The following is a 20,126-nucleotide window of genomic DNA, read 5'->3' as shown; positions in this document are numbered from 1 at the left end:
AAGGCTGACGAGTCCCACGCTCCCGCTTCACCGCAACACCACAGGAAAATCAATAGTCGAGCCCGGCCAATGGCCCGAAAGACGCTCCGGATCGTCCGCGGGACCGTAGGGCGACCCGACGCCGTTTCAGTAGCCGGCCGACCGGTCGACGAGATTGTTCAGGGCTTCGCCGCGCTCATGGGCCGCGATCTGGCGCATGACGATCGGCGCCAGCGCGTCGGGATCGGAGAGGGCGGCGGCGTGGGGGGTGACGAACACCTTCGGATGAATCCAGAGCCGCGAATCGGAGGGCAGGGGCTCGACGGTGAAAACGTCGAGCGAAGCTTCCATCAGGCGATCGCTGTCGAGCGCTTCGAGGATTGCCGCCTCGTCCTGAAGAGCGCCGCGTCCAGCATTGATCAGGACCGGCCCGCCGAGCGGCGTCTCGCGCCTGAGGCCGGCAAGCAGCGTCGCATCGATGATGCCGCGCGTGTCGGCCGTCAGCGGCAGGAGCACGACGAGGATGTCGGCACTTTCAAGGAAGGCGGGAAGGCCGGCGTTTCCGGCAAACGTGGTCACGCCCTCGACCGTCTTCTCGCGACGGCTCCAACCGGTGACCTCAAATCCCATGACGCGCAGCTTCTCGGCTGCGTCCTGGCCGAGGACGCCGAGGCCCATGATGCCGACGGTGATTTCGCGGGCGGCCGGCTGCATGCGTTCGTGCCAGATCTTCTGCATCTGCTGCTGGCGATAGGCCCGGCCGCGGCGGAAGTGATCGAGCACCCGCCAGACGACGTATTCGCTCATCCGCTCCTTCAGATCGTCGGCGACGATCCGGATGATCGGTACGTCCGGCAGATCGCGGTCGGCAAGAATGTGATCGACGCCTGCCCCGAGAGAGAACACCGCTTTCAGATGCGGGAGCGTCGCCAGCAGGCCCGGCGGCTGTTTCCAGACGACGGCGTAGTCGATCGGCTCGTCGCCGGCAGCGGCAGGATCAACGACGATCTTGCGCTCGGGCGCCGCGTTGTGGAGCGCTTCCCACCAGCGGGAGGGATCGAAGCCGGTGACGGAGAGGAGAACTGCCATCACATCTCCTCGGCGTCGAACAGCGTGCCCTGCAGCGCCTGGGCGCGGGCTCGACCCTTGCGTGCGAACCAGTTTGCGCAGGTGATGAGATAGCCGTTCTCGACGCGACCCTCGTCGACAGCTTCCAGAAGCTGGTCGACCGGGGCGAGAATGGGGCGGATGTCCTCGTGCTCGTCGGCTTTGCCCGCCGTATCGCTCAGCTTTCCCGCATCGACGATCGCGAGGAACACCGTCGCCTGCTCGTCGACGAGACCCGGAGAGGGCAGCATGGAGAAGCAGCGCTCGATGGCGAGCGCCTCAAGGCCGGTTTCCTCGGTCAGTTCCCTTGATGCCGTGGATTCCAGCGTCTCACCCGGGTCGACGAGTCCCGCCGGCAGTTCCAGCGCCGCCGCGTTGGGCGTCGCGATCGCCGCGCAGGTGCGGAACTGCCGGATCACCACGATCGCGTCGCACTTCGGATCGTAGGGAATGATCACGGCGACCTTGCCGACGCTCAGATATTCCCGGTCCATCGGCCCGATCGTCGCATCCGAACTCAGCGCCGCATGCTTGAGCCTCATCACATTGTAGCGGCGAAAGCCCTCATAGACGCTTTCCTGCGACAGGATCTCGACGTCGAGCGGCTGGTCGGCCAGCTGGTCGCGGTAATGTCCGCTCATTGGGAAACCACTCCTTGCGGCGCAGCCTCGATGTCGAAGGCGGCCGCCATCAATGCCTTGGTGTAGTCGGTGCGCGGCCGCTCGAAGATTTCCTCGGCCGGTCCGCGTTCGACGACCACGCCGCCGCGCATGACGATCACCTCGTTCGCCAGCGCGCGAACCACCTTGAGGTCGTGGCTGATGAACAGATAGGCGAGGTCGTGCCGCTTCTGCAAATCGCGCAACAGGTCCACAACCTGCGCCTGCACGCTCATGTCGAGCGCCGATGTGGGTTCGTCCAGCATGACGAAGCGCGGGTTCAGCACCATCGCCCGGGCGATCGCGATGCGCTGGCGCTGACCGCCGGAGAATTCGTGCGGAAAACGGAATCGCGCCGTCGGATCGAGGCCGACCTCGCGCAGCACGTCGACGACGCGCCTGTCGCGCTCGTCGGCGGATAATCCCCGCTCGTGGATCTTCAGCCCCTCGGCGACGATGTCGGCGACGGACATGCGCGGGCTGAGCGAGCCGTAAGGGTCCTGGAAGACGATCTGGATCTTCTCGCGCAGCGGCCGCATGTCGCCCAGGGAGCGATTGTCGATCCGCTCGCCGTTGAAGAGGATCTCGCCATTGGAGGAGATCATCCGGCAAAGTGCCAGCCCGAGCGTCGTCTTGCCGGAGCCGGATTCCCCCACGACGCCGACCGTCTGGCCGGCTCTCACCGTCACGTCGATGCCGTCGACGGCCTTTACATGCCCTGCGACCCGGCGCAGCAGCCCCTTGCGGATCGGAAACCAGACTTTCAGGTCCTTGGCTTCCATGACCACCGGCGCATTGGCGTTGGCCGCGGGCGGGTGGCCCTTCGGTTCGGCCGCGAGCAGGTGCTTGGTATAGTCGTGCTGTGGGCTTTCGAAGATCGTGCGGGTCGGCCCCTCCTCGACGATCTTGCCGCGATACATGACGCAGACCCGGTCGGAGATGCGCCGGACGATGCCGAGATCATGGGTGATGAAGAGCATCGCCATGCCGTGCTCGGCTTGGAGCTTCTTCAACAGTTCCAGGATCTGCGCCTGAACCGTGACGTCGAGGGCGGTGGTCGGCTCGTCGGCGATCAAAAGGTCGGGCTCGTTGGCGAGCGCCATCGCGATCATCACGCGCTGGCGCTGGCCGCCGGAGAGCTGATGCGGATAGGCGCCGAGCCGCTCCTCGGCATTGCGGATGCCGACCTGGTTCAACAGTTCCAGCGTCCTGTCCCGCGCCGCGCGATCCGACAGACCGCGATGGAGCTTCAGGACCTCGCCGACCTGCTTCTCGATCGTATGGAGCGGGTTGAGCGAGGACATCGGCTCCTGAAAGATCATCGAAATGCGGTTGCCCCGCACCTTGCGCAGATCGGTGTCGTCCTCGTCGAGAAGGTTCTCGTCGTCGAAATAGACCGCCCCGCCGGGGTGGCTCGCGGCCGGGTAAGGCAGAAGCTTGAGGATCGACAGCGCCGAAACCGACTTGCCGGAACCGGACTCGCCCACCAGCGCCAGCGTCTCGCCGGGCGCGATGGAGAAGGAGACGTCGTCGACAGCAAGCGTCGTGTTGCCGCCCTGGTGGAAGGCGACGGAGAGGTTCTCGACCGAGAGGAGCCTCGAGCTGGTCCTGCCAGAAGATCGGATAGGTGTCATCATGCCGTCAGACCTCGCCTCAACCAAAGCTCTTGCGCGGGTCGAAGGCGTCGCGCACCGCCTCGCCGATGAAGACCAGCAGCGAGAGCATCAGGCTGATCACGATGAAGCCGGAAAAACCGAGCCAGGGCGCCTGCAGATTGTTCTTGCCCTGGGCGAGCAGTTCGCCGAGCGATGGCGAGCCCGGCGGCAGGCCGAAGCCCAGGAAGTCGAGCGAGGTCAAGGTGGTGATCGAGCCGTTCAGGATGAAGGGCAGGAAGGTCAGCGTCGCCACCATGGCGTTGGGCAGGAGATGGCGGAACATGATCGTCCAGTCGCCGACGCCGAGGGCCTTCGCCGCGTTCACATATTCGAAGTTTCGCGCTCTCAGGAACTCCGCCCGCACCACGCCGACAAAGGCGACCCAGGAGAACAGCAGCATGATCCCGAGCAGGATCCAGAAGCCGGGCGGCAGGATCGCCGCGATGATCAGCAGCAGATAGAGAACCGGGATCGACGACCAGATCTCGATGAATCGCTGGAAGAGGAGATCGACCCAGCCGCCGAAATAGCCCTGGATGGCCCCGGCCGCGACGCCGATTACCGCCGATGCGGCCGTGAGCACGAGGCCGAACAGCACGGATATGCGGAAGCCGTAGATCAGCCTGGCCATGACGTCGCGCGCCTGGTCGTCGGTGCCGAGCCAGTTCATGTTGCCGAAGGTGCAGTTCGGATCGTCGACACCGCCCGGATAGCGCTGGCAGCGTTCTTCCTCGCTCATCGTCCAGGAGGGCGGGGAGGGGGCCGGCGTCGGGATCTCGTTGTTCACCGTGTTGTAGGAGTAGCGGATCGGCGGCCAGACCATCCAGCCATTCGCCTCGATCTCGTCCTGAACGAACGGGTCGCGATAGTTGGTGACGGGCAGGAAGCCGCCGAAGACCTCTTCCGGATAGTCGACGAAGACCGGGTAGTAGAACTCGTCATTGTATTCGACGAGAAGCGGCCGGTCGTTGGCGATGAATTCGGCGAACATTGTCAGGACGAAGAGGATCGCGAAGATCCACAGCGACCAGACGCCTCGACGATTGGCCTTGAAGTTCTGCCAGCGGCGCTTGTTGAGCGGCGACAGCCGCGGCCGCTTGACCTTGCCGGCATCGACGGCGCCCTGGGGCAGCATCTGCCCGATGCCGGAGGTCTCGTCGCGGGCGATCTCGGCGGCCTTGTCCTCGTCGGTGCGCTGACGGTTCGACGGGTCGTTCCTGAGGCGATCCTTGAGTGCGTCGTCCATGGTCACACCTCCCGCTTCTCGAAATCGATCCGCGGATCAATCCAGGTATAGGTGAGGTCGGAAATCAGCGTGGTGACGAGCCCGAGCAGCGAGAAGATGTAGAGCGTCGCGAAGACGACCGGGTAGTCCCGCTTGTAGATCGATTCGAAGCCGAGCAGCCCCAGCCCGTCGAGGGAGAAGATCGTCTCGATCAGGAGCGAGCCCGTGAAGAAGGCCGAGATGAAGGCGCCGGGAAAGCCCGCCACGATGATCAGCATCGCATTGCGGAAGACATGGCCATAGAGCACGCGTCGCTCCGTCAGGCCCTTCGCCCGTGCCGTGGTGACGTATTGCTTGCGGATCTCGTCGAGGAAGGAGTTCTTGGTCAAGAGCGTTGTCGTCGCGAAGGCAGACAGCGACAAAGCGATGAGCGGCAGCGTCAGATGCCAGAAATAATCGGGGATCGTCTGTGTGACGCAGCGCGGCAGGTCGGCCGAACTCGACCAGAGGGCACACCAGTCGCCCCGTACGCCGTCGGACAAGAGACCGCGCAAGGGGAACCAATCGAAGAACGACCCGCCGGCGAACAGGACGATCAGAAGCACGGCGAAGAGGAAGCCGGGAATCGCATAGGCGACGATGACGACGCCCGATGTCCATATGTCGAAACTCGACCCGTCCTTAAGGGCTTTCCGTATCCCGAGTGGGATCGAAATGGCATAGGACAGAAGCGTGATCCAAAGTCCGAGCGAGACCGAGACCGGCATCTTCTCGATGATCAGATCGATCACCGAGACGGATCGGAAATAGCTCTCGCCGAAATCGAAGCGCGCATAGTTCCACAGCATCAGGCCGAAGCGTTCGAGCGGCGGCTTGTCGAAGCCGAATTGCTGTTCGAGCTTGGCGATGAATTCGGGGTCGAGCCCTTGTGCCCCGCGATAGCTGGAATTCTCTCCGCCGCCCTGGCTGCCGCCGAAATCGCTGCCGCCACCGGAAACGCGGTCCGTCGCCCCGCCGGCTTCGCCGCGAAGCCCGGCAATGACCTGCTCGACCGGCCCGCCCGGCGCGAATTGCACGACGAGAAAGGAGATTGCCATGATGCCGAGCAGGGTCGGAATCATCAACAGAAGACGGCGGAGGATATAGGCGCCCATGCGGGTGAAGCGTCTCCGGTTACTGTGCTGCTCGTCAAAAGAGCCGGCGTCTTCGGGCTATCCCGAATTTCCCCGTTGTTAACCAAAAGCTTGGCGGCGTGCAAAACTGCGGGGCGGCGGCATCCTCGCGGAGCCGCCTTGCTCAGGCCTTGCCCAGCGCTTTGGCCTTTTCCTCGTCGAACCACCACAGCCGTTCGACCGGCCAGGCATAGTCGGGCTTCAGCGGGCCGCGGCCGAACATGTCCCAGTAGGCGACGAAGTGGCCGGGCGCGGTGATGTTCGGTAGCCAGTCGAGCCGCCAGCGCAAGACCCGGTCGAGAGCCCGCATGCCGGTAACGAGTTCTTCCCGGCTCGTAGCGGCGCCGATCGTGTCGATCAGGCTGTCCACGGCTTCGCTCGCCATGCCCGGATAATTGTAGCCGCCCATGCGATCGCGCGAATCGGAGCCGAAGAACAGGGTCAGGCTCTCCTTCGACGGCGTGGCGCCGAGGCTGAAGGCCGCCAGCACCATGTCGAAGTCGAAGCGGTTCAGCCGGTCCTGATATTGCGCTTCGTCGACGAGGCGGATCGAGGCGTCGAGGCCGATGGTCCGCAGCGTCTCGAAGAATTTCGAATAGACCCGCTGCTGTTCGGCACCGCGCGTCACGAATTCCAGCCGAAAGGGCTCTCCCGCTTCGTTGACCAGGCGGCCGCCGGAGCGGGTCCAGCCGGCTTCGGAAAACAGGCGGATCGCCTCGCGCAGGATCTCGCGGTCGCGGCCGGAACCGTCGCTGACCGGCTGCACCCAGACCTCGCCGAAGACCTCGTCGGGAATCTGGCCGCGCAAGGGTTCGAGAAGCTTGAGCTCGGCTTCGGACGGCGTTCCCTCGGCCACGAACTCCGATTGCTGGAAGGGCGAATCGGAATGGATGCGCAATCCGAACAGGATGTTCTCGTTGGTCCATTCGAAGTCGAAGCACATGTTGATCGCCCGGCGCACGCGCGGATCGGCGAAGCGCTCGCGCCGCTGATTCAGCGCCCAGCACTGGAAGCGCGGCCGCTTCTCGCCGGGGATCTCGCTGCGCACGACCTCGCCGCGCTGGACGGCCGGGAAGGTGTATTCCGTCGCCCAGTCCTTTGTCGTGAACTCTTCGCGGAAGGTGATCAGCCCCTTCTTGAAGGCTTCGAGCGCGGGCTGCCGGTCGCGGAAGAAGTCGATCCGCAGCGTGTCGAAATGGTCCAGCCCACGGGCGAAGGGCAGGTCCTTCGCCCAATAGTCGTCCCGCTTGCGGTATTCGATGAAGCGACCGAACTCGTAGGCCCCGACCTCGTAGGGGCCCGAGCCCGGAATTATCTCGCTGCTGACGGAGGCGAAGTCGCGATCTGCGAAATAGGACGCAGGCAGGATCGCGAAGGAGAGCGTCGACAGGGCGTCCGGATAGGATTGCCGGTCGTTCATCGCAAGCGTGACGCTGCCGTCTGCGTTGGCCGTGACGGAGTCGAGATTCTTGAGCGCGACCTGCAGGCTCGGATGCCCGGCCGCCTTGAAGGTTTCGTAGGAGAAGACGACGTCTTCGGCGGTCACCTGCTCGCCCGTCGAGAAGCGGGCCTCCGGCCGCAGGACGAAGGTGAAGCGACGGCGGTCCTCCGACAGGGTGACGCTCTCGGCGAGCGCGCAATAGACCGAGTCAGGCTCGTCCATCGCGCCGGTCATCAGGCCATTGTAGAGATACTCCATGCGCGGCGGCGCATTGCCCTTCAGGACGAAGGTGTTCAGCGTGTCGAAGGTGATCGGCGACTGGTTGAGCGTCCAGTTGGCCACGGCGAAATTGATCTGACCGCCGGACGGAGCATCGAGATCCGCATAGTCGAAATGCGTATAGTCCGGCCCGTATTTGAGATCGCCGAAGACCGAAAGGCCGTGGAGTGGCGTGTCGGCCGGCACTTGGGCAAACGCGTGGCGCGACAGCAGCGTCGCCGCGCCCGCTCCCAGCGCCAACTGACCGAAGCGCCGGCGAGTGAGAGTGGTCAGCGCCGCCATCAGTTGGCCGCCGCCGCGTCGGTGCCGCTCTCGGCCGATTTCACCCACCAGGAATACGGATCGATGGTGGCGTAGTCGGGACGTTCCTCAGGCATGCCGAACTTGTCCCAATAGGCGAGCCAGACATCCGAATTGTACCACTGCGGGACGACGTAATACTCCCACAGCATCACGCGATCGAGGGCTCGCGTCGCCGCGACCAGATCCTCGCGGCTCTCGGCATAGACGATGTTGTCGATCAGGGTCTCGATCGCAGGGTTCTTGATGCCGGCATAGTTGCGGCTGCCGGGGCTGTCGGCGGCGGCGGTCGACCAGAAATCACGCTGCTCGTTGCCGGGCGACAGCGACTGCGGGTAATATTTCATACCCACGATCTCGAAGTCGAAATTGGTGATCCGCTCGATATACTGGTTGGTGTCGACGATCCGCACATTGGTGCCGATGCCGAGCCGCTCCAGGCTTCGGGCGTAGGGTTCCATCGTTCGGCTGGAGGTGGGGTCGCTGCCCAGGAACTCGATCGTGAACGGTTCGCCTGTCTCGGCATTGACGAGCTGCGTACCGCGACGCTCGTAGCCCGCTTCCTTCAACAGTTCGAACGCTTCGCGCAGATAGGTCCGGGCGGCACTCGCCTCGGAATAGTCGGGAAGCTCGAATTCCTCCGTGAAGACTTCCGGCGGGATCTGATCGCGGAGCGGTTCGAGGAATTTCAGCTCGCGCTCGCTTGGCAGGCCCGTGGCCGAGAGTTCCGAATTGTCGTAATAGCTGTCCATCCGCTCGTAGAGACCGTAGAACAGCGTCCGGTTCATCTCCTCGAAATTATAGGCGAGCGTCAGCGCCTTGCGCACGCGCCGGTCCTGAAACTTTTCCAGACGGTTGTTCAGGACATAGGCCTGCATGGATTCGACCTGGTGATCCGGGATGGTCGTCCGGATCACCTCGCCGTTTTGTGCCGCGGGGAAATCATAGCCTTCCGACCAGCGCTGCGAACGGTTTTCGAGCCGGTAATCGTCGAGACCGCCTTTCTTGAAGGCTTCCCAGGCGGCGTTGGCGTCGCGCAGATAGGTGTAGGCGATGGTGTCGTAATTGTAGCGGCCGACGCGGGTCGGATTGTCGGCGCCCCAATAATCCTCGACCCGCTCCCACTGGATCGACTGACCGATATCAAAACGCTTGATCCGGTACGGGCCCGATCCGAGCGGCGTCTCGGTCGTCGGCTCGGAGATGTCGCGCGGCTGGCCGTCGGGGCCGGTGCCTTCCCACCAGTGCTTCGGAAGCACCGTCAGGTCGCCCATGATGTTGGGCAATTCGCGATTGCCGGTCTGGTCGAAGGTGAAGGTCACTTCGCGCTCGCCGGTCTGCTCGGCCTTCACGACATTCTTGTAGTAGGCGCCCCACTGCGGGTGGAGTTCTTTCAGCGTGTCGAAGCTCCAGATCACGTCCTCGACGGTGATCGGCTCGCCATCATGCCAATGCGCGTTCGGGTTCAGGCGGAAGGTCGCGGAGGAGAAGTCGTCGGCAAAACGCATCGCTTCGGCGATCAGCGCATGGGAGGTTGAGGGTTCTTCCGTCGATTGCTCCATCAGCGTGTCGTAGAGCAGGCCGCCGCCGAAGGTAACCAGCCCGGCGGCCGGGGTGCCGCGCACGACGAAGGGATTGAACGAATCGAAGGAGCCGATGACGACGCTGTTCAGAGATCCGCCCTTGGGCGCATCGGGATTGACGTAGTCATAGTGCTCGAAGTCATCCGGATAGCGCGACGGCTTGATGAGGGAGATTGACGTGTGCCACTCGCCCGCTTCGACTTCGCCGGTCGCCGGCGCTTCGGACGCGGCCTGGGCTGTTTCGTTTTCTGCGGGTCTGGTCTCCTGGCCGCTCGCGGCAGACAACGAGACACTGATGGCCAGGGATGAACCGGCGAGAATGCGAAGCAGGCGTGTCGCGATCGGCAAAGGCTGATCTCCATTGCTGTGTCGGTTCAAGAAACGCAATCGTCGCCGCGCTTTATGGCGATTTCACCGCTTGCTTGCCAAGTGACGATTCCTTCATCTTGGCGCGAGCGGGTCCATGGCAACCCTTTGTGGGCGCCTGCCTCTCTTCAGGACAGGATCTGAGTTGCCCTGTGAAACAGAAAAAAGCCCCGGCTTGGCCGGGGCTTTTCGTGCGATGTCGAAAGCTTTGGAGCCGCCGAACTACTGGCTCTGGGCCCCGCTCTCGTCGAAGGTCGCGAGATAGGCGATGACATTGTCGATGTCTTCCTGGTTCTTCAGGCCGGGAAAGACCATCTTGGTGCCAGACACCAGACCCCGCGGATCACTCAGCCAGGCATGCAGGTTCTCGACGGTCCAGGTCGGGTTCTCCTGCGCATACTCCTGCAGCGCGGAGGAGAAGCTGTAGCCTTCGACTTCGGCGACGGCTTCGCCGACGATGCCGTTCAGCTCGGGGCCGATCCTGTTCGCAGCGCCTTCGCCGACCGCATGGCAGGCGCGGCACTTGTTGAACACCTTCTCGCCCGCCGCCGGGTCGCCGGCCATGGCGGTCTGGGTCGCTTCCTCGGCCGGCTGCGCCTCGTCACCGGACGCAGCCGCCGCATCCTCGGGCTGATCGCCGGAGCCTTCGGCCGCATCCGCATCTCCCGCCTGTTCCTCGGAGCTTCCCGAAGCAGCGGCATCAGACTGTGCTGCCTCGGAACCGGCCGCGTCGTCTGCGCTCGTGTCGAGCTGGTTATTCTGGGCGGACATCTCGGCCGTGGTGGTCTCGTCGCCGCTCTCGGTCGGAGCAGCGTTCGCCGGGCCGGCATCGGGCGTCGCCTGTGCCTCTTCGCCGCCGGCGCCCATCTTCGTGGTCGTGCCGGGCTCGGTGACTTCGGCGGTCTGCTCGTCACCGGCATCCGCGGCACCTTCCGCAGGCGCTTCCGGCAGCGGAGCAGGCTCATCTGCCAGCGAGCGGAGATAGGCGATCAGATCGGCGCGATCCTCGTCATCTTTCACGCCCGCGAAGCCCATGGCCGTTCCCGACATGTAACCCTGAGGATTTTCGAGGAAACCGTTGAGATGCTCATAGTCCCACTGGACCGACCCGCCCTCGGAGAAATCCTGCATCGCGGACGAGTAGGAGAAGTCGGAGACCTCGGCGATCGGACGCATCACGACGCCCCAAAGATGCGGGCCGATCTTGTTGGCGCCGCCCTTTTCGCCGGTGTGGCAGGCGACGCATTTCTTGAACACGTTGGCGCCGGCATCGGCGCTCGCGTTCTGCAGGAGGGCCGCGATCGAGGGGGCTTCCTCCTGAGCAGCGCCAGCGTCGCCATCGCCCTCGGCACTCTCGGCGACGACGATTTCATAACCCGGGACTTCAGGTTCTTCGGAATGAAACAAGCCCTCGGCCAGCAGGCTGCCGCCGAACAGGACGAAGATCGTGCCCAATACGGCTCCGAAGATCTTATTTGCTTCAAACGAATTCATTGGCGGGACCAACCCTCTCCTGAACTTTCGGCGCCACCTCTGGCGCACCCCCGGCAAAATCGCGCGGAACCTAGGTCTTTTGCCGTTTCAAAGCAACACCTGTAAGAGCCGCGTCGGCGCCACCTTTTGTCACTCCACAAGGCGGCATTCAAGATTGGAATTCTTAGAGAGTGGTTGAAGACGCACCCATGTCCACCCTTGTCCTCATTCCCGCGCGTCTCGGTTCGACGCGTCTTCCGAAGAAAGCCCTGGCCGACATCGCCGGCAAACCGATGATCGTGCGTGTCGCCGAGCGCGCCAGCGCCGCCAATGCCGGCCGCGTGGTCGTGGCGACCGATGCGGAGGAGATCCGCCAGGTGGTCGTGGCGGCCGGTTTCGAGGCGGTGATGACCTCGGTCGATCACCAGTCCGGATCGGATCGCATTCACGAAGCTCTGATGGCACTTGATCCAAAGCGTGAAGTCGAAACCATCATCAACGTGCAGGGTGATCTGCCCACCATCGAGCCGGAGACGATCCGCCGCGCCGTCGCGCCGCTCGAGGACCCGCAATGCGATATTGCGACCCTGGCGGCGGTCATTTCGGAACTCGAGGAGCGGGACAACCCGAACGTCGTGAAACTGGTCGGATCACCAATCGGGGAGACCAGGCTCCACGCCCTCTATTTTACCCGCGCGACGGCACCCTGGGGGGAGGGCCCCCTCTACCATCACATAGGGCTCTACGCCTACCGGCGCGAGAGCCTGGAGCGCTTCGTCGCTCTGGAGCCATCGGTTCTGGAAAGGCGCGAGAAGCTGGAACAGCTGCGCGCCCTGGAAAACGGCATGCGAATCGATGGCGAGATCGTCGATACCGTGCCCCTCGGCGTCGACGGACCCGACGATCTGATCCGCGCGCGCCTGATCTATGGAGCATGATGAGATGAGCGACGACCGCCCGATGATCGCCTTCCAGGGCGAACCCGGCGCCAACTCCGACATGGCGATCAAGACCGTCTTCGGCGATCGCTACGCCGCGCTGCCATGCCCGTCCTTCGACGACGCCTTCGCCGCCGTGCGCAACGGAACGGTCGAGCATGAAGGCCGGGAGCGTCAGGTCGTGCGCGCGATGATCCCGATCGAGAACACTCTCGCCGGCCGCGTCGCCGACATCCATCTCTTGATGCCCGATTCGGGGCTTCAGATCGTCGGCGAATACTTCATGCCGATCCATTTTCAACTGATGGCGCTTCCCGGCGTCGCGCGCGCCGAGATCAAAAGCGTCTACAGCCATATCCACGCGCTTGGGCAGTGCCGCAAATATCTGCGCGCCAATGGCTGGAAGCCGCAGGTTGCCGGCGACACCGCGGGGGCAGCGCGCGAGGTCTCGGAAGTGGGAGACAAGAGTCGGGCGGCGCTCGCACCGCGCCTGGCGGCCGAATATTACGGGCTGTCGATCATTGAGGAGGACGTCGAGGACGCATCGAACAACGTCACGCGCTTCGTCATCCTCGCCAATCCTGGCCAGCAGCCCTTTGCCGATCCCGATGAGTGCCGGCTGAGCCTCTGGGCGCCGCGCGAGCCCTCGGTGAGCGATGACGGACGCAACTATGTCAGCCGCGACGTGGTGACGACCTTCGTCTTCCGGGTGAAGAACATTCCCGCCGCCCTCTACAAGGCGCTCGGCGGATTCGCGACCAACGGCATCAATATGACGAAACTCGAAAGCTACCAGCTGGGCGGCAGCTTCTCGGCGACGCTCTTCTACGCCGACGTCGAAGGCCATCCTCACGATCCGGCTCTCGGCCGGGCCCTCGAAGAACTCCGCTTCTTCTCGGCCGAATACCGCAACCTCGGCGTCTATCGGGCGTCGGATGATCGGCAGGCTCTGCTCCTGCCGGGGGAGTAGGCGGAAAAGGATTGCGAAGACCGCAGATTGCGCGGCGATACCAGTGTGGGAGGCCTGACACGATACGTCCTTTCACGCGAAGCTGGCGAGGCTTTGCCCATCCGCATCCTCATCCCGGATTAGGTCCGGGATGAGGAGAATGTCGGTGCAGCTCGCAAACATATCTTGCTGTCGGATCAGAGCGCTCGGCAATTATTGCATGGCCTCCCGTCAGCCTATGCGAATGTTCAGCTGATCCTGCCCGCAAACCTCGCGATTTTCGCCGGCAGTCCGGCCGTCTCCAGAAACGGTGCATGCCCCTGACCCGGCACCTCGATCGATTCGAGATTGCCGTGCCGGGCCTTCATTGCGTCGACCGTCGAGGCTGAAAAGAGCGTCGAGTTCTCGCCGCGAATGACCAAGAGCGGCACGTCCTTCATCAGGTCGAAGGCCTCCCAGAGTTCCGGCAGGCCGTTTTCGAGATCGATGGTCCGCAAGGGTTCGAGCAGGCGGGGATCGTAGTCGCCGACGATGCGGCCATCGCGCTCGACGTAGCCGGCGCGGGCCATCCGCTCGAAGTCTGCGCGCGTCATGGCAGGAAACGCCGGGCCGAGCGATGTCGCCAGAGCGTCGACGGCGCTCGGCCAGTCGGGGAAGGATTCGACCACCCCGACGGTGTCGCGGATCAATCGCAGGCCCTCGGCCTCGATCTTCGGCCCCGCATCGTTGAAGACCGCAGCGGCGATCGCTTCGAGCCGCATCATCGCCAGGAGGTGGATGACCAGCGTACCGCGAGACGTGCCGACGAAGACGGCGCGGTCGATCTTCAGATGGTCGAGACCGGCGAGGATGTCGGCCGCCTCGGCAGGGACCGTATAGGCCTCGGCACCGGTGGCATATTGCGAGTGGCCGCGGCCGCGATAGTCGAAGGCGACGATCCGACGATCGGGATCGAGGGAGCGGATGGCCAGCGCCATGGCGTCAAAGTCGCGGGAATTGCGGGTGAGACCCGGCAGGCAGACGATCGGCAGGGATGACGATGTCTCCGGTCCGAGGCTGCGGCCGGAAAGCCGCAGTCCGTCATGCTCGTAGGTGAAGGTCTCGAACGTGTCCGTCGAGGCTAACATTCGGCGCTTCTCCGCTGACGACCCATGGTCTCCGTCGAGCGGCATCTATTCTAGAAGCGTGGCTTGGCCAGCGGCAAAACGCTAGCCGCAATGCCGTCCAGCAGCCCTCAGCCCCGTCGGCCGAAGCGCAGGTCGCGCTCGATGGAGAAGCCGGCCCCCAGACGGATCTTGTAGACCTGATAGTTCTCCATGATCCGCTGCACGTAGTTGCGCGTCTCGGTGTAGGGGATGCGCTCCACCCAGTCGATCACCTGATCGAGCGGCTTTCCGCGCGGATCGCCGAAGCGCTCGATCCATTCGCGTGCCCGGCGCGGACCCGCGTTGTAGGCGGCGAAGGTCAGCACGTAGGAGCCGTCGAAATTGTCGATCTGGTCGCCGAGATAGCGCGCCCCCAGCGTGGCGTTGTAGCCGGGATCGCTGGTCAATCGCGCGGGCGAGTAGGCGACGCCCACCTTGCGGGCCATGCTCTTGGCGGTCCCCGGCATCAACTGCAGGAGGCCGAGCGCGCCAGCATGCGAGCGGGCCTTGGGATTGAAGGCGCTCTCCTGCCGCGCGATGGCATAGGCCAGGGCCTTGCCGGAGGCCGAGATATTGGCGCTCGCCGGGATCACGCCGATCGGAAAGGCGAGGGCCGGGGCGTCGACACCGCGCCAATAGGCGAGCTTGCCGACCTGCAGCACGAGGTGATGGTCGCCCCGCTGCTCCGCCATGACCGACAGGAGCGCGAGTTCGCCAGGGCTGTCGAGTTCGTCGGCCAGGCCGCGATAGAGAATGTCGGCGCGCCAGTCCGAGCCGATCTGTTCCAGGCGCTGGATTGCCCGGACCGCCGGACGCGAGGCGAAGCGCTGCCGCTCGGCATCGGACGGGCTGGGAAACTCGATCGCGCCGGGATTGCGGCCCAGCCGCGCCGCTGCGAGCTGGCCGTAATAGGTCGCGCCGTAATGGGCGGCCCGTTGATAGTAGCCGCCGGCATTGCTGGAGCCGGCCGCTTCGGCTGCGCGCGCCAGCCAGTAATAGCCGCGCGAAAGCGACAGCGGCTTGTTCGAGCGTTCGATGATCCTGGCGAAATGTCGGCTCGCCGTCGACGGGTCATTCAGGAAGCGCAGCGCGATCCAGCCGGCGTGGAATTCCGCTTCCACGGCCTCGACGTCGTCTTGGGCGGAATGTCCGGCGGCGATCTGATAGGCGGTCTTGGCCTTGCCGAGATCGAGCAGATCGCGCGCGATGATGCGGCGCTCGTTCCACCACGCGTCGGGATCGACCAGGGCCGCCGGATCGCGCGGCGCCTTGAGGATGATGTCGGCCGCCGCTTCGACCTTATGGGCCTTGCGGTAATATTCGACCAGCGCGAACAGATAGCCCGGATCGGAGCGCTGGGAACTGGGTACGGCGTTGAGCAGGCTGCCGGCATTCCTCTCGCCGCGAATGGCGGCGGCACGCGCCGCGTGCAGCTTCGTCGCGCCGGCGAGCTTGGCCGCACGCGCCGCGTCCGTGATTCGGTCGGCGTAGAGCAGCATGTCCATGCGGTGCTTGTGGTCGGCCTTGCTCAGAAGTGTGCCGAAGGTCGACAGCATCTCGTTTTCGGTCGAGCGATTCATACGCTCTGTGCGCCAGGTCTGGCCGATGATCTGCTTGGCGCGGCCGACCTCGCCGACCTCGATCCAGGCGCGCGCCAGCGCCATCACGCCTTCGGGGCTCTCGGGCATGCTGTTCGAAAAGGCCTGCAGCACTTCGCGAGCCGGCCGCTTCTCGCGGTAGATCGCCTTCTCGGAATTGATCCGCAGCTTCTTCAGACCGGGCCAGCCCGTCAGGCTGCGGGCCGCCGCGGCAATCTCAATGGCCGGCACATTGTCGCCGCCCGTTACCGCGATCGCCCAGGTCAGGATGTCGCGGTCAAGCGTTCCGGGCGCCATGCCCTCGCGGATCGCCCGCGCCTTGGTCGGATTTCGATCCGACAGCGCCTGCAGCCCTTCCTTCAACTCGCCATGCAAGGCGCGCACCGGGTCGAGCCGCGGCGTCAGCGTGGCGATCGAGGCGGTGAAGGCGGTGGCGCTTTGCGGGGCAGCGGGCTGGGGGGCGGGAACGGGAATCGCGGCGATCGCAGGCGCCCGCACCTGGCCGCCGAAGCGGCCCGGATCGATCGAGACGCCGGCCGTCATCCCGCTCGGCCGGGCCGTCGGCATCGGCCCGTAATCGGGCAGGAACGCGGTCTCTGCGAGAGCCGGCTGCCCGACAAGCAGAAGGGCGAGCGCGGCGGAGATCAACTGGCTGGCAGGGGCGAATCCTGGCATGGCCATACCCTCGAAAGGTCCGAAAACGGAACGGTGCGCCGGCAGATCAACTGCCGGATTGGTTTTCAAATCTCTCACGATCGCCCTTAAAAGCCGGTTACTCTGGTCGGAGCGGATGGCGAACGAAGATGCCTTCCCGTGCTTGTTTCCGCCGATTGGCTTCCATATGTTGCCGCGTCCTGACGAAAGCTTTATGGCGGTCTGCACTTTGCTGCCTCGCGCGGTCGAGGCGGTCTTGCATGATGTCTTGCGGCCTGTTCCAGGATTGCCAATGCAAATCCGAGACAGCGTCAGGAGCGAGTGGGAGTAGAAAATGTTCAATGGCTCGATTCCGGCGCTGGTGACCCCGTTTGCCGAGGATGGCAGCTTCGCCGAGGACGTGTTCGCCGATTTCGTCGAGTGGCAGATCGCCGAAGGCTCGACCGGTCTCGTGCCGGTCGGTACGACCGGGGAGAGCCCGACGCTCACCCATGACGAACACAAACGTGTCGTGGACGTCTGCGTCAAGGTGGCGGGCGGTCGCGTTCCCGTGATCGCCGGCGCCGGGTCGAACAACACGATCGAGGCGATCGACCTTGCCCGCTTCGCCCAGAGCGCGGGCGCCGACGGTCTCCTTGTGGTGACGCCCTATTACAACAAGCCGAACCAGCGCGGCCTCTATCAGCACTTTTCGGCGATCGCCAAGGCGGTCTCCCTGCCGATCCTGATCTACAACATTCCCGGCCGCTCGATCATCGATATGACACCGGAGACGATGGCGAGCCTCGCCCGCGATCATGCCAATATCATCGGCGTGAAGGACGCGACCTCCAAGGTCGACCGGGTCTCGGAGCAGCGCGCCGCCTGCGGCACCGAATTCGTCCAGCTTTCGGGCGAGGACGCGACGGCGCTTGGCTTCAACGCCCATGGCGGGCATGGCTGCATTTCGGTCACGGCCAATGTCGCACCGGCGCTGTGTTCGCACTTCCAGGCGGCCTGCGCCGAGTTCGACTATCAGACGGCGCAGTCCTATCAGGACCGTCTGATGCCGCTTCACAAGGCCCTGTTCATCGAGCCAAGCCCGGCCGGCGTGAAATATGCGCTGTCGCGTCTCGGCAAGATTCGCAATACGCTGCGCTCGCCCCTGGTGCCGGTCGAAGCGGCGACGGCCGAGACGATCGACTCAGCATTGCGGCATGCCGGCCTGATCACCTGAGCGAGACGTCCGGGTCGCTTCAAAGGCACATGCGAGACCCGATGATCACGCTCGAGAAAGAGGTCAGGAAGCCCTGAGGCCTCCTGGAGAACCATGGCGAAGAAGAAATCAGCCGATAGCAATGTTGCCGCGGAGAACCGCAAGGCGCGATTCAATTATGAGATCGTCGACACGCTCGAGGCCGGCCTGCAACTGACCGGTACCGAGGTGAAGTCGCTGCGCGGCGGCAAGGCTTCGATCGCCGAGGCCTATGCCACCGAGGAGGAAGGCGAACTCTGGCTGATCAATTCGAATCTGCCGGAATATCTCCAGGCCAACCGCTTCAACCACAATCCGAAGCGGCGACGGAAGCTCCTCGTGCACCGCTCGCAGCTCAACAAGCTCGCCGGCGCGGTGCAGCGGGACGGCATGACCCTGGTGCCGCTCAAGATCTACTTCAACGAGCGCGGCACCGCCAAGCTCCTGCTGGCGCTCGCCAAGGGCAAAAACGCTCCCGACAAGCGACAGACCATCAAGGAGCGCGACTGGAACCGCCAGAAACAGCGGCTTTTGAAGCAGGTGTGATCATTTTGCAGGTCAGGCGGGCGCTTTACTGCATCGACGCGTCTGAGGCTTCCAATTACGTTGCGACACCCCGTACGGGGCAATCGCAAACGGCAGGAGGAAACCATGCGGACACTGATGATCATGCTCGTCGCCGGCACCGTCGGCGCAACGGCGGCCATGCCCCGGGCCGCCGAGGCCTACACCAGTTCAGGTGAATACCAGGTGGCGGCAGCCTGCGGCTATTATGCCTTTGCGGGCGCATTCCGAAGCTACCGCTCGGCGGAGCGCCGCGCCGGTCGTCTGGGTGCCCGGGTCCTCGACATCGACAATTCCGACAGCCCCAATGCAGGCACCGGCCTCTATGTCGTCGGCAGCGGGCCGATGGGTGAGCGGGCCGCCCAGAACCGGGCACGCCAGTTCCGCCGCGCCGGTATCGGCGACGCCTATGCGGGCTATCGCTGCTTCTACTGATCGGCTGACAATTACGAGCGGACCGGGAGCCCTGATTGTCAGGACGACCGGTCCTTTTCGTCGAGATACTCACGCACCGATGCAAAGACCGCTTCGAACATCTCGGTCGTGAGTCGGCCGGTATTGGTGTTGTAACGCGAGCAGTGATAGCTCGGAAACAGCATAAGCTCGTCGACCTTTGTCGGCTCGTTGTGTCGGAAAGGATGCGCGGCGATCCGGCCGCCCAGCGTCCGGACGGTGGAGTCATGGGCGATCTTGCCGAGCGTGACGATGGCGCAAAGCTTCGGAAACCGGGCGATCGTCTCGTTCAGAAAGCTGCGGCAATTGTTGATTTCCCCACCGACCGGCTTGTTCTCCGGCGGCACGCAGCGGACCGAATTGGTAATCGCGGTCTCGATGAGTTCCAGACTGTCGTCCGGGCGAGCCTCGAAACACCCGCGTGCCAGGCCGAAGCGGCCGAGGGTGGCGTAGAGCAGGTCGCCGGCATAGTCGCCGGTGAACGGGCGACCGGTGCGGTTCGCGCCGCGCAGACCCGGCGCGAGCCCCACGATCAGAAGCCGGACCGAGTCCGGTCCCTCCGTCGGCAGAAAAGTCGGAACCGGCGCATTGTGCCACTCCGGCTCCTTGTGCCGCCACTCCTCCCGGAAGCCGACGAGTCGGGGACAGCGCGGGCAGTCGCGAGCGGGCTCGGCAGCGGTTCCGGCGAGAGGGTGGTCCAGCGTCATATCCTGAACGGAAGCCTTGCGGACGTCGGCTCAGTAATCGTCGTCGTCCTCGACTTCGTTGCGACGCGGATTGCGCGCTTCACGCTCGGCCGGGTTGCGGCCGATGTCGCCCTTGAGCGTGACGATGTCGATGAAGTGATCGGCCTGACGACGCAGATCGTCAGAGATCATCGGCGGCGAGGAGGACAGGGTTGAGACGACCGAGACCTTGCGGCCCTTGCGTTGCAGCGCTTCCACCAGCGAGCGGAAGTCGCCGTCGCCGGAGAACAGGACGAAGTGATCGACCGTTTCCACCAGCTCCATGGCATCGATCGCCAGTTCGATGTCCATGTTTCCCTTGACCTTGCGACGGCCGGACTGATCGGTAAATTCTTTCGCCGGCTTGGTGACCACTCGGTAACCGTTGTAGTCGAGCCAGTCGATCAGGGGTCGGATCGAGGAATACTCGTTATCTTCGATCAGGGCGGTATAGTAATAGGCGCGAAGAACATAAGATTGACGCTGAAACCATGTCAGCATTTTCTTGTAGTCTATATCGAATCCAAGATTTTTTGACGTAGCGTATAAATTCGCGCCATCAATGAAGAGAGCAAGTTTCTCGCGTTGATCAAACATACTAGTGCAACTTCCGTGGGAAATTTTTGA

At 64.0% G+C, this 20,126-nt stretch carries 17 protein-coding genes; 5 read left to right on the top strand and 12 right to left on the bottom strand.

Annotation, left to right across the window (positions count from 1 at the left end; all coding sequences use genetic code 11):
- Positions 1–126: 126 nt before the first annotated feature.
- The 8 genes from MF134_RS15500 to MF134_RS15465 all read right to left on the bottom strand — a co-directional run bounded on the left by MF134_RS15500 (position 127) and on the right by MF134_RS15465 (position 11,221).
- On the bottom strand, positions 127–1,068 hold the full coding sequence (locus MF134_RS15500) for a 2-hydroxyacid dehydrogenase (protein ID WP_255340379.1): 942 nt from the start codon (positions 1,066–1,068) through the stop codon (positions 127–129).
- On the bottom strand, positions 1,068–1,727 hold the full coding sequence (locus MF134_RS15495) for an NUDIX domain-containing protein (RefSeq protein ID WP_255340378.1): 660 nt from the start codon (positions 1,725–1,727) through the stop codon (positions 1,068–1,070). The genes MF134_RS15500 and MF134_RS15495 overlap by 1 nt, the downstream gene beginning before the upstream one ends.
- On the bottom strand, positions 1,724–3,379 hold the full coding sequence (locus tag MF134_RS15490) for an ABC transporter ATP-binding protein (RefSeq protein WP_255340535.1): 1,656 nt from the start codon (positions 3,377–3,379) through the stop codon (positions 1,724–1,726). Before MF134_RS15490 ends, MF134_RS15495 begins: the two co-directional genes overlap by 4 nt.
- A gap of 19 nt (positions 3,380–3,398) precedes the next feature.
- Positions 3,399–4,535, bottom strand: a complete 1,137-nt coding sequence (locus MF134_RS15485; protein ID WP_255340534.1) for an ABC transporter permease — start codon at positions 4,533–4,535, stop codon at positions 3,399–3,401.
- A gap of 113 nt (positions 4,536–4,648) precedes the next feature.
- Entirely contained in the window at positions 4,649–5,779 is a 1,131-nt protein-coding gene (locus MF134_RS15480; RefSeq protein WP_255340377.1) for a microcin C ABC transporter permease YejB, read from the bottom strand.
- Between the two features lie 142 nt (positions 5,780–5,921).
- On the bottom strand, positions 5,922–7,799 hold the full coding sequence (locus MF134_RS15475) for an extracellular solute-binding protein (protein WP_255340376.1): 1,878 nt from the start codon (positions 7,797–7,799) through the stop codon (positions 5,922–5,924).
- A complete protein-coding gene (locus MF134_RS15470) occupies positions 7,799–9,748 on the bottom strand; it encodes an extracellular solute-binding protein (protein ID WP_255340375.1) in 1,950 nt (649 codons plus the stop codon). Before MF134_RS15470 ends, MF134_RS15475 begins: the two co-directional genes overlap by 1 nt.
- A 240-nt stretch (positions 9,749–9,988) precedes the next feature.
- A complete protein-coding gene (locus tag MF134_RS15465) occupies positions 9,989–11,221 on the bottom strand; it encodes a c-type cytochrome (RefSeq protein WP_255340374.1) in 1,233 nt (410 codons plus the stop codon).
- A gap of 227 nt (positions 11,222–11,448) precedes the next feature.
- Here MF134_RS15465 and MF134_RS15460 point away from each other — a divergent pair, with 227 nt between their 5' ends.
- The gene (locus MF134_RS15460) at positions 11,449–12,177 is read left to right on the top strand and encodes a 3-deoxy-manno-octulosonate cytidylyltransferase (protein WP_255340373.1); all 729 of its coding nucleotides are present in this window, start codon (positions 11,449–11,451) and stop codon (positions 12,175–12,177) included.
- A 4-nt stretch (positions 12,178–12,181) separates the two neighbouring features.
- Entirely contained in the window at positions 12,182–13,147 is a 966-nt protein-coding gene (locus tag MF134_RS15455) for a prephenate dehydratase (protein ID WP_255340372.1), read from the top strand.
- Between the two features lie 227 nt (positions 13,148–13,374).
- On the opposite strand, the gene MF134_RS15450 is transcribed toward MF134_RS15455, so the two are convergent.
- Positions 13,375–14,253, bottom strand: coding sequence for an alpha/beta fold hydrolase (locus MF134_RS15450; RefSeq protein ID WP_255340371.1), 879 nt, complete (start codon positions 14,251–14,253; stop codon positions 13,375–13,377).
- A gap of 107 nt (positions 14,254–14,360) precedes the next feature.
- Positions 14,361–16,436 carry a lytic transglycosylase domain-containing protein gene (locus MF134_RS15445; RefSeq protein WP_457590011.1) on the bottom strand — a complete coding sequence of 692 codons (2,076 nt, stop codon included), beginning with the start codon at positions 16,434–16,436 and terminating at the stop codon, positions 14,361–14,363.
- Between the two features lie 421 nt (positions 16,437–16,857).
- Here MF134_RS15445 and dapA point away from each other — a divergent pair, with 421 nt between their 5' ends.
- From dapA to MF134_RS15430, 3 genes are all read left to right on the top strand, one after another.
- Positions 16,858–17,739: a 4-hydroxy-tetrahydrodipicolinate synthase gene (gene dapA, locus MF134_RS15440; protein WP_255340369.1), complete on the top strand. Its 882-nt coding sequence runs from the start codon at positions 16,858–16,860 to the stop codon at positions 17,737–17,739.
- Between the two features lie 93 nt (positions 17,740–17,832).
- On the top strand, positions 17,833–18,303 hold the full coding sequence (gene smpB / locus MF134_RS15435) for an SsrA-binding protein SmpB (RefSeq protein ID WP_255340368.1): 471 nt from the start codon (positions 17,833–17,835) through the stop codon (positions 18,301–18,303).
- Positions 18,304–18,408: 105 nt separating this feature from the next.
- Positions 18,409–18,756 (top strand): SPOR domain-containing protein, encoded by a 348-nt coding sequence (locus tag MF134_RS15430; protein WP_255340367.1) that lies wholly within the window; start codon positions 18,409–18,411, stop codon positions 18,754–18,756.
- Between the two features lie 38 nt (positions 18,757–18,794).
- On the opposite strand, the gene MF134_RS15425 is transcribed toward MF134_RS15430, so the two are convergent.
- Both MF134_RS15425 and MF134_RS15420 read right to left on the bottom strand, forming a co-directional pair.
- On the bottom strand, positions 18,795–19,481 hold the full coding sequence (locus tag MF134_RS15425) for a uracil-DNA glycosylase (RefSeq protein ID WP_255340366.1): 687 nt from the start codon (positions 19,479–19,481) through the stop codon (positions 18,795–18,797).
- A 30-nt stretch (positions 19,482–19,511) separates the two neighbouring features.
- Positions 19,512–20,096, bottom strand: coding sequence for a LabA-like NYN domain-containing protein (locus MF134_RS15420; protein ID WP_255340365.1), 585 nt, complete (start codon positions 20,094–20,096; stop codon positions 19,512–19,514).
- Positions 20,097–20,126 lie beyond the last annotated feature (30 nt).

Origin of the sequence: Jiella marina, from assembly GCF_024359545.1 — a bacterium.
Lineage (GTDB): Bacteria > Pseudomonadota > Alphaproteobacteria > Rhizobiales > Rhizobiaceae > Jiella.
This window is presented reverse-complemented; position numbering and strand designations above follow the sequence as displayed.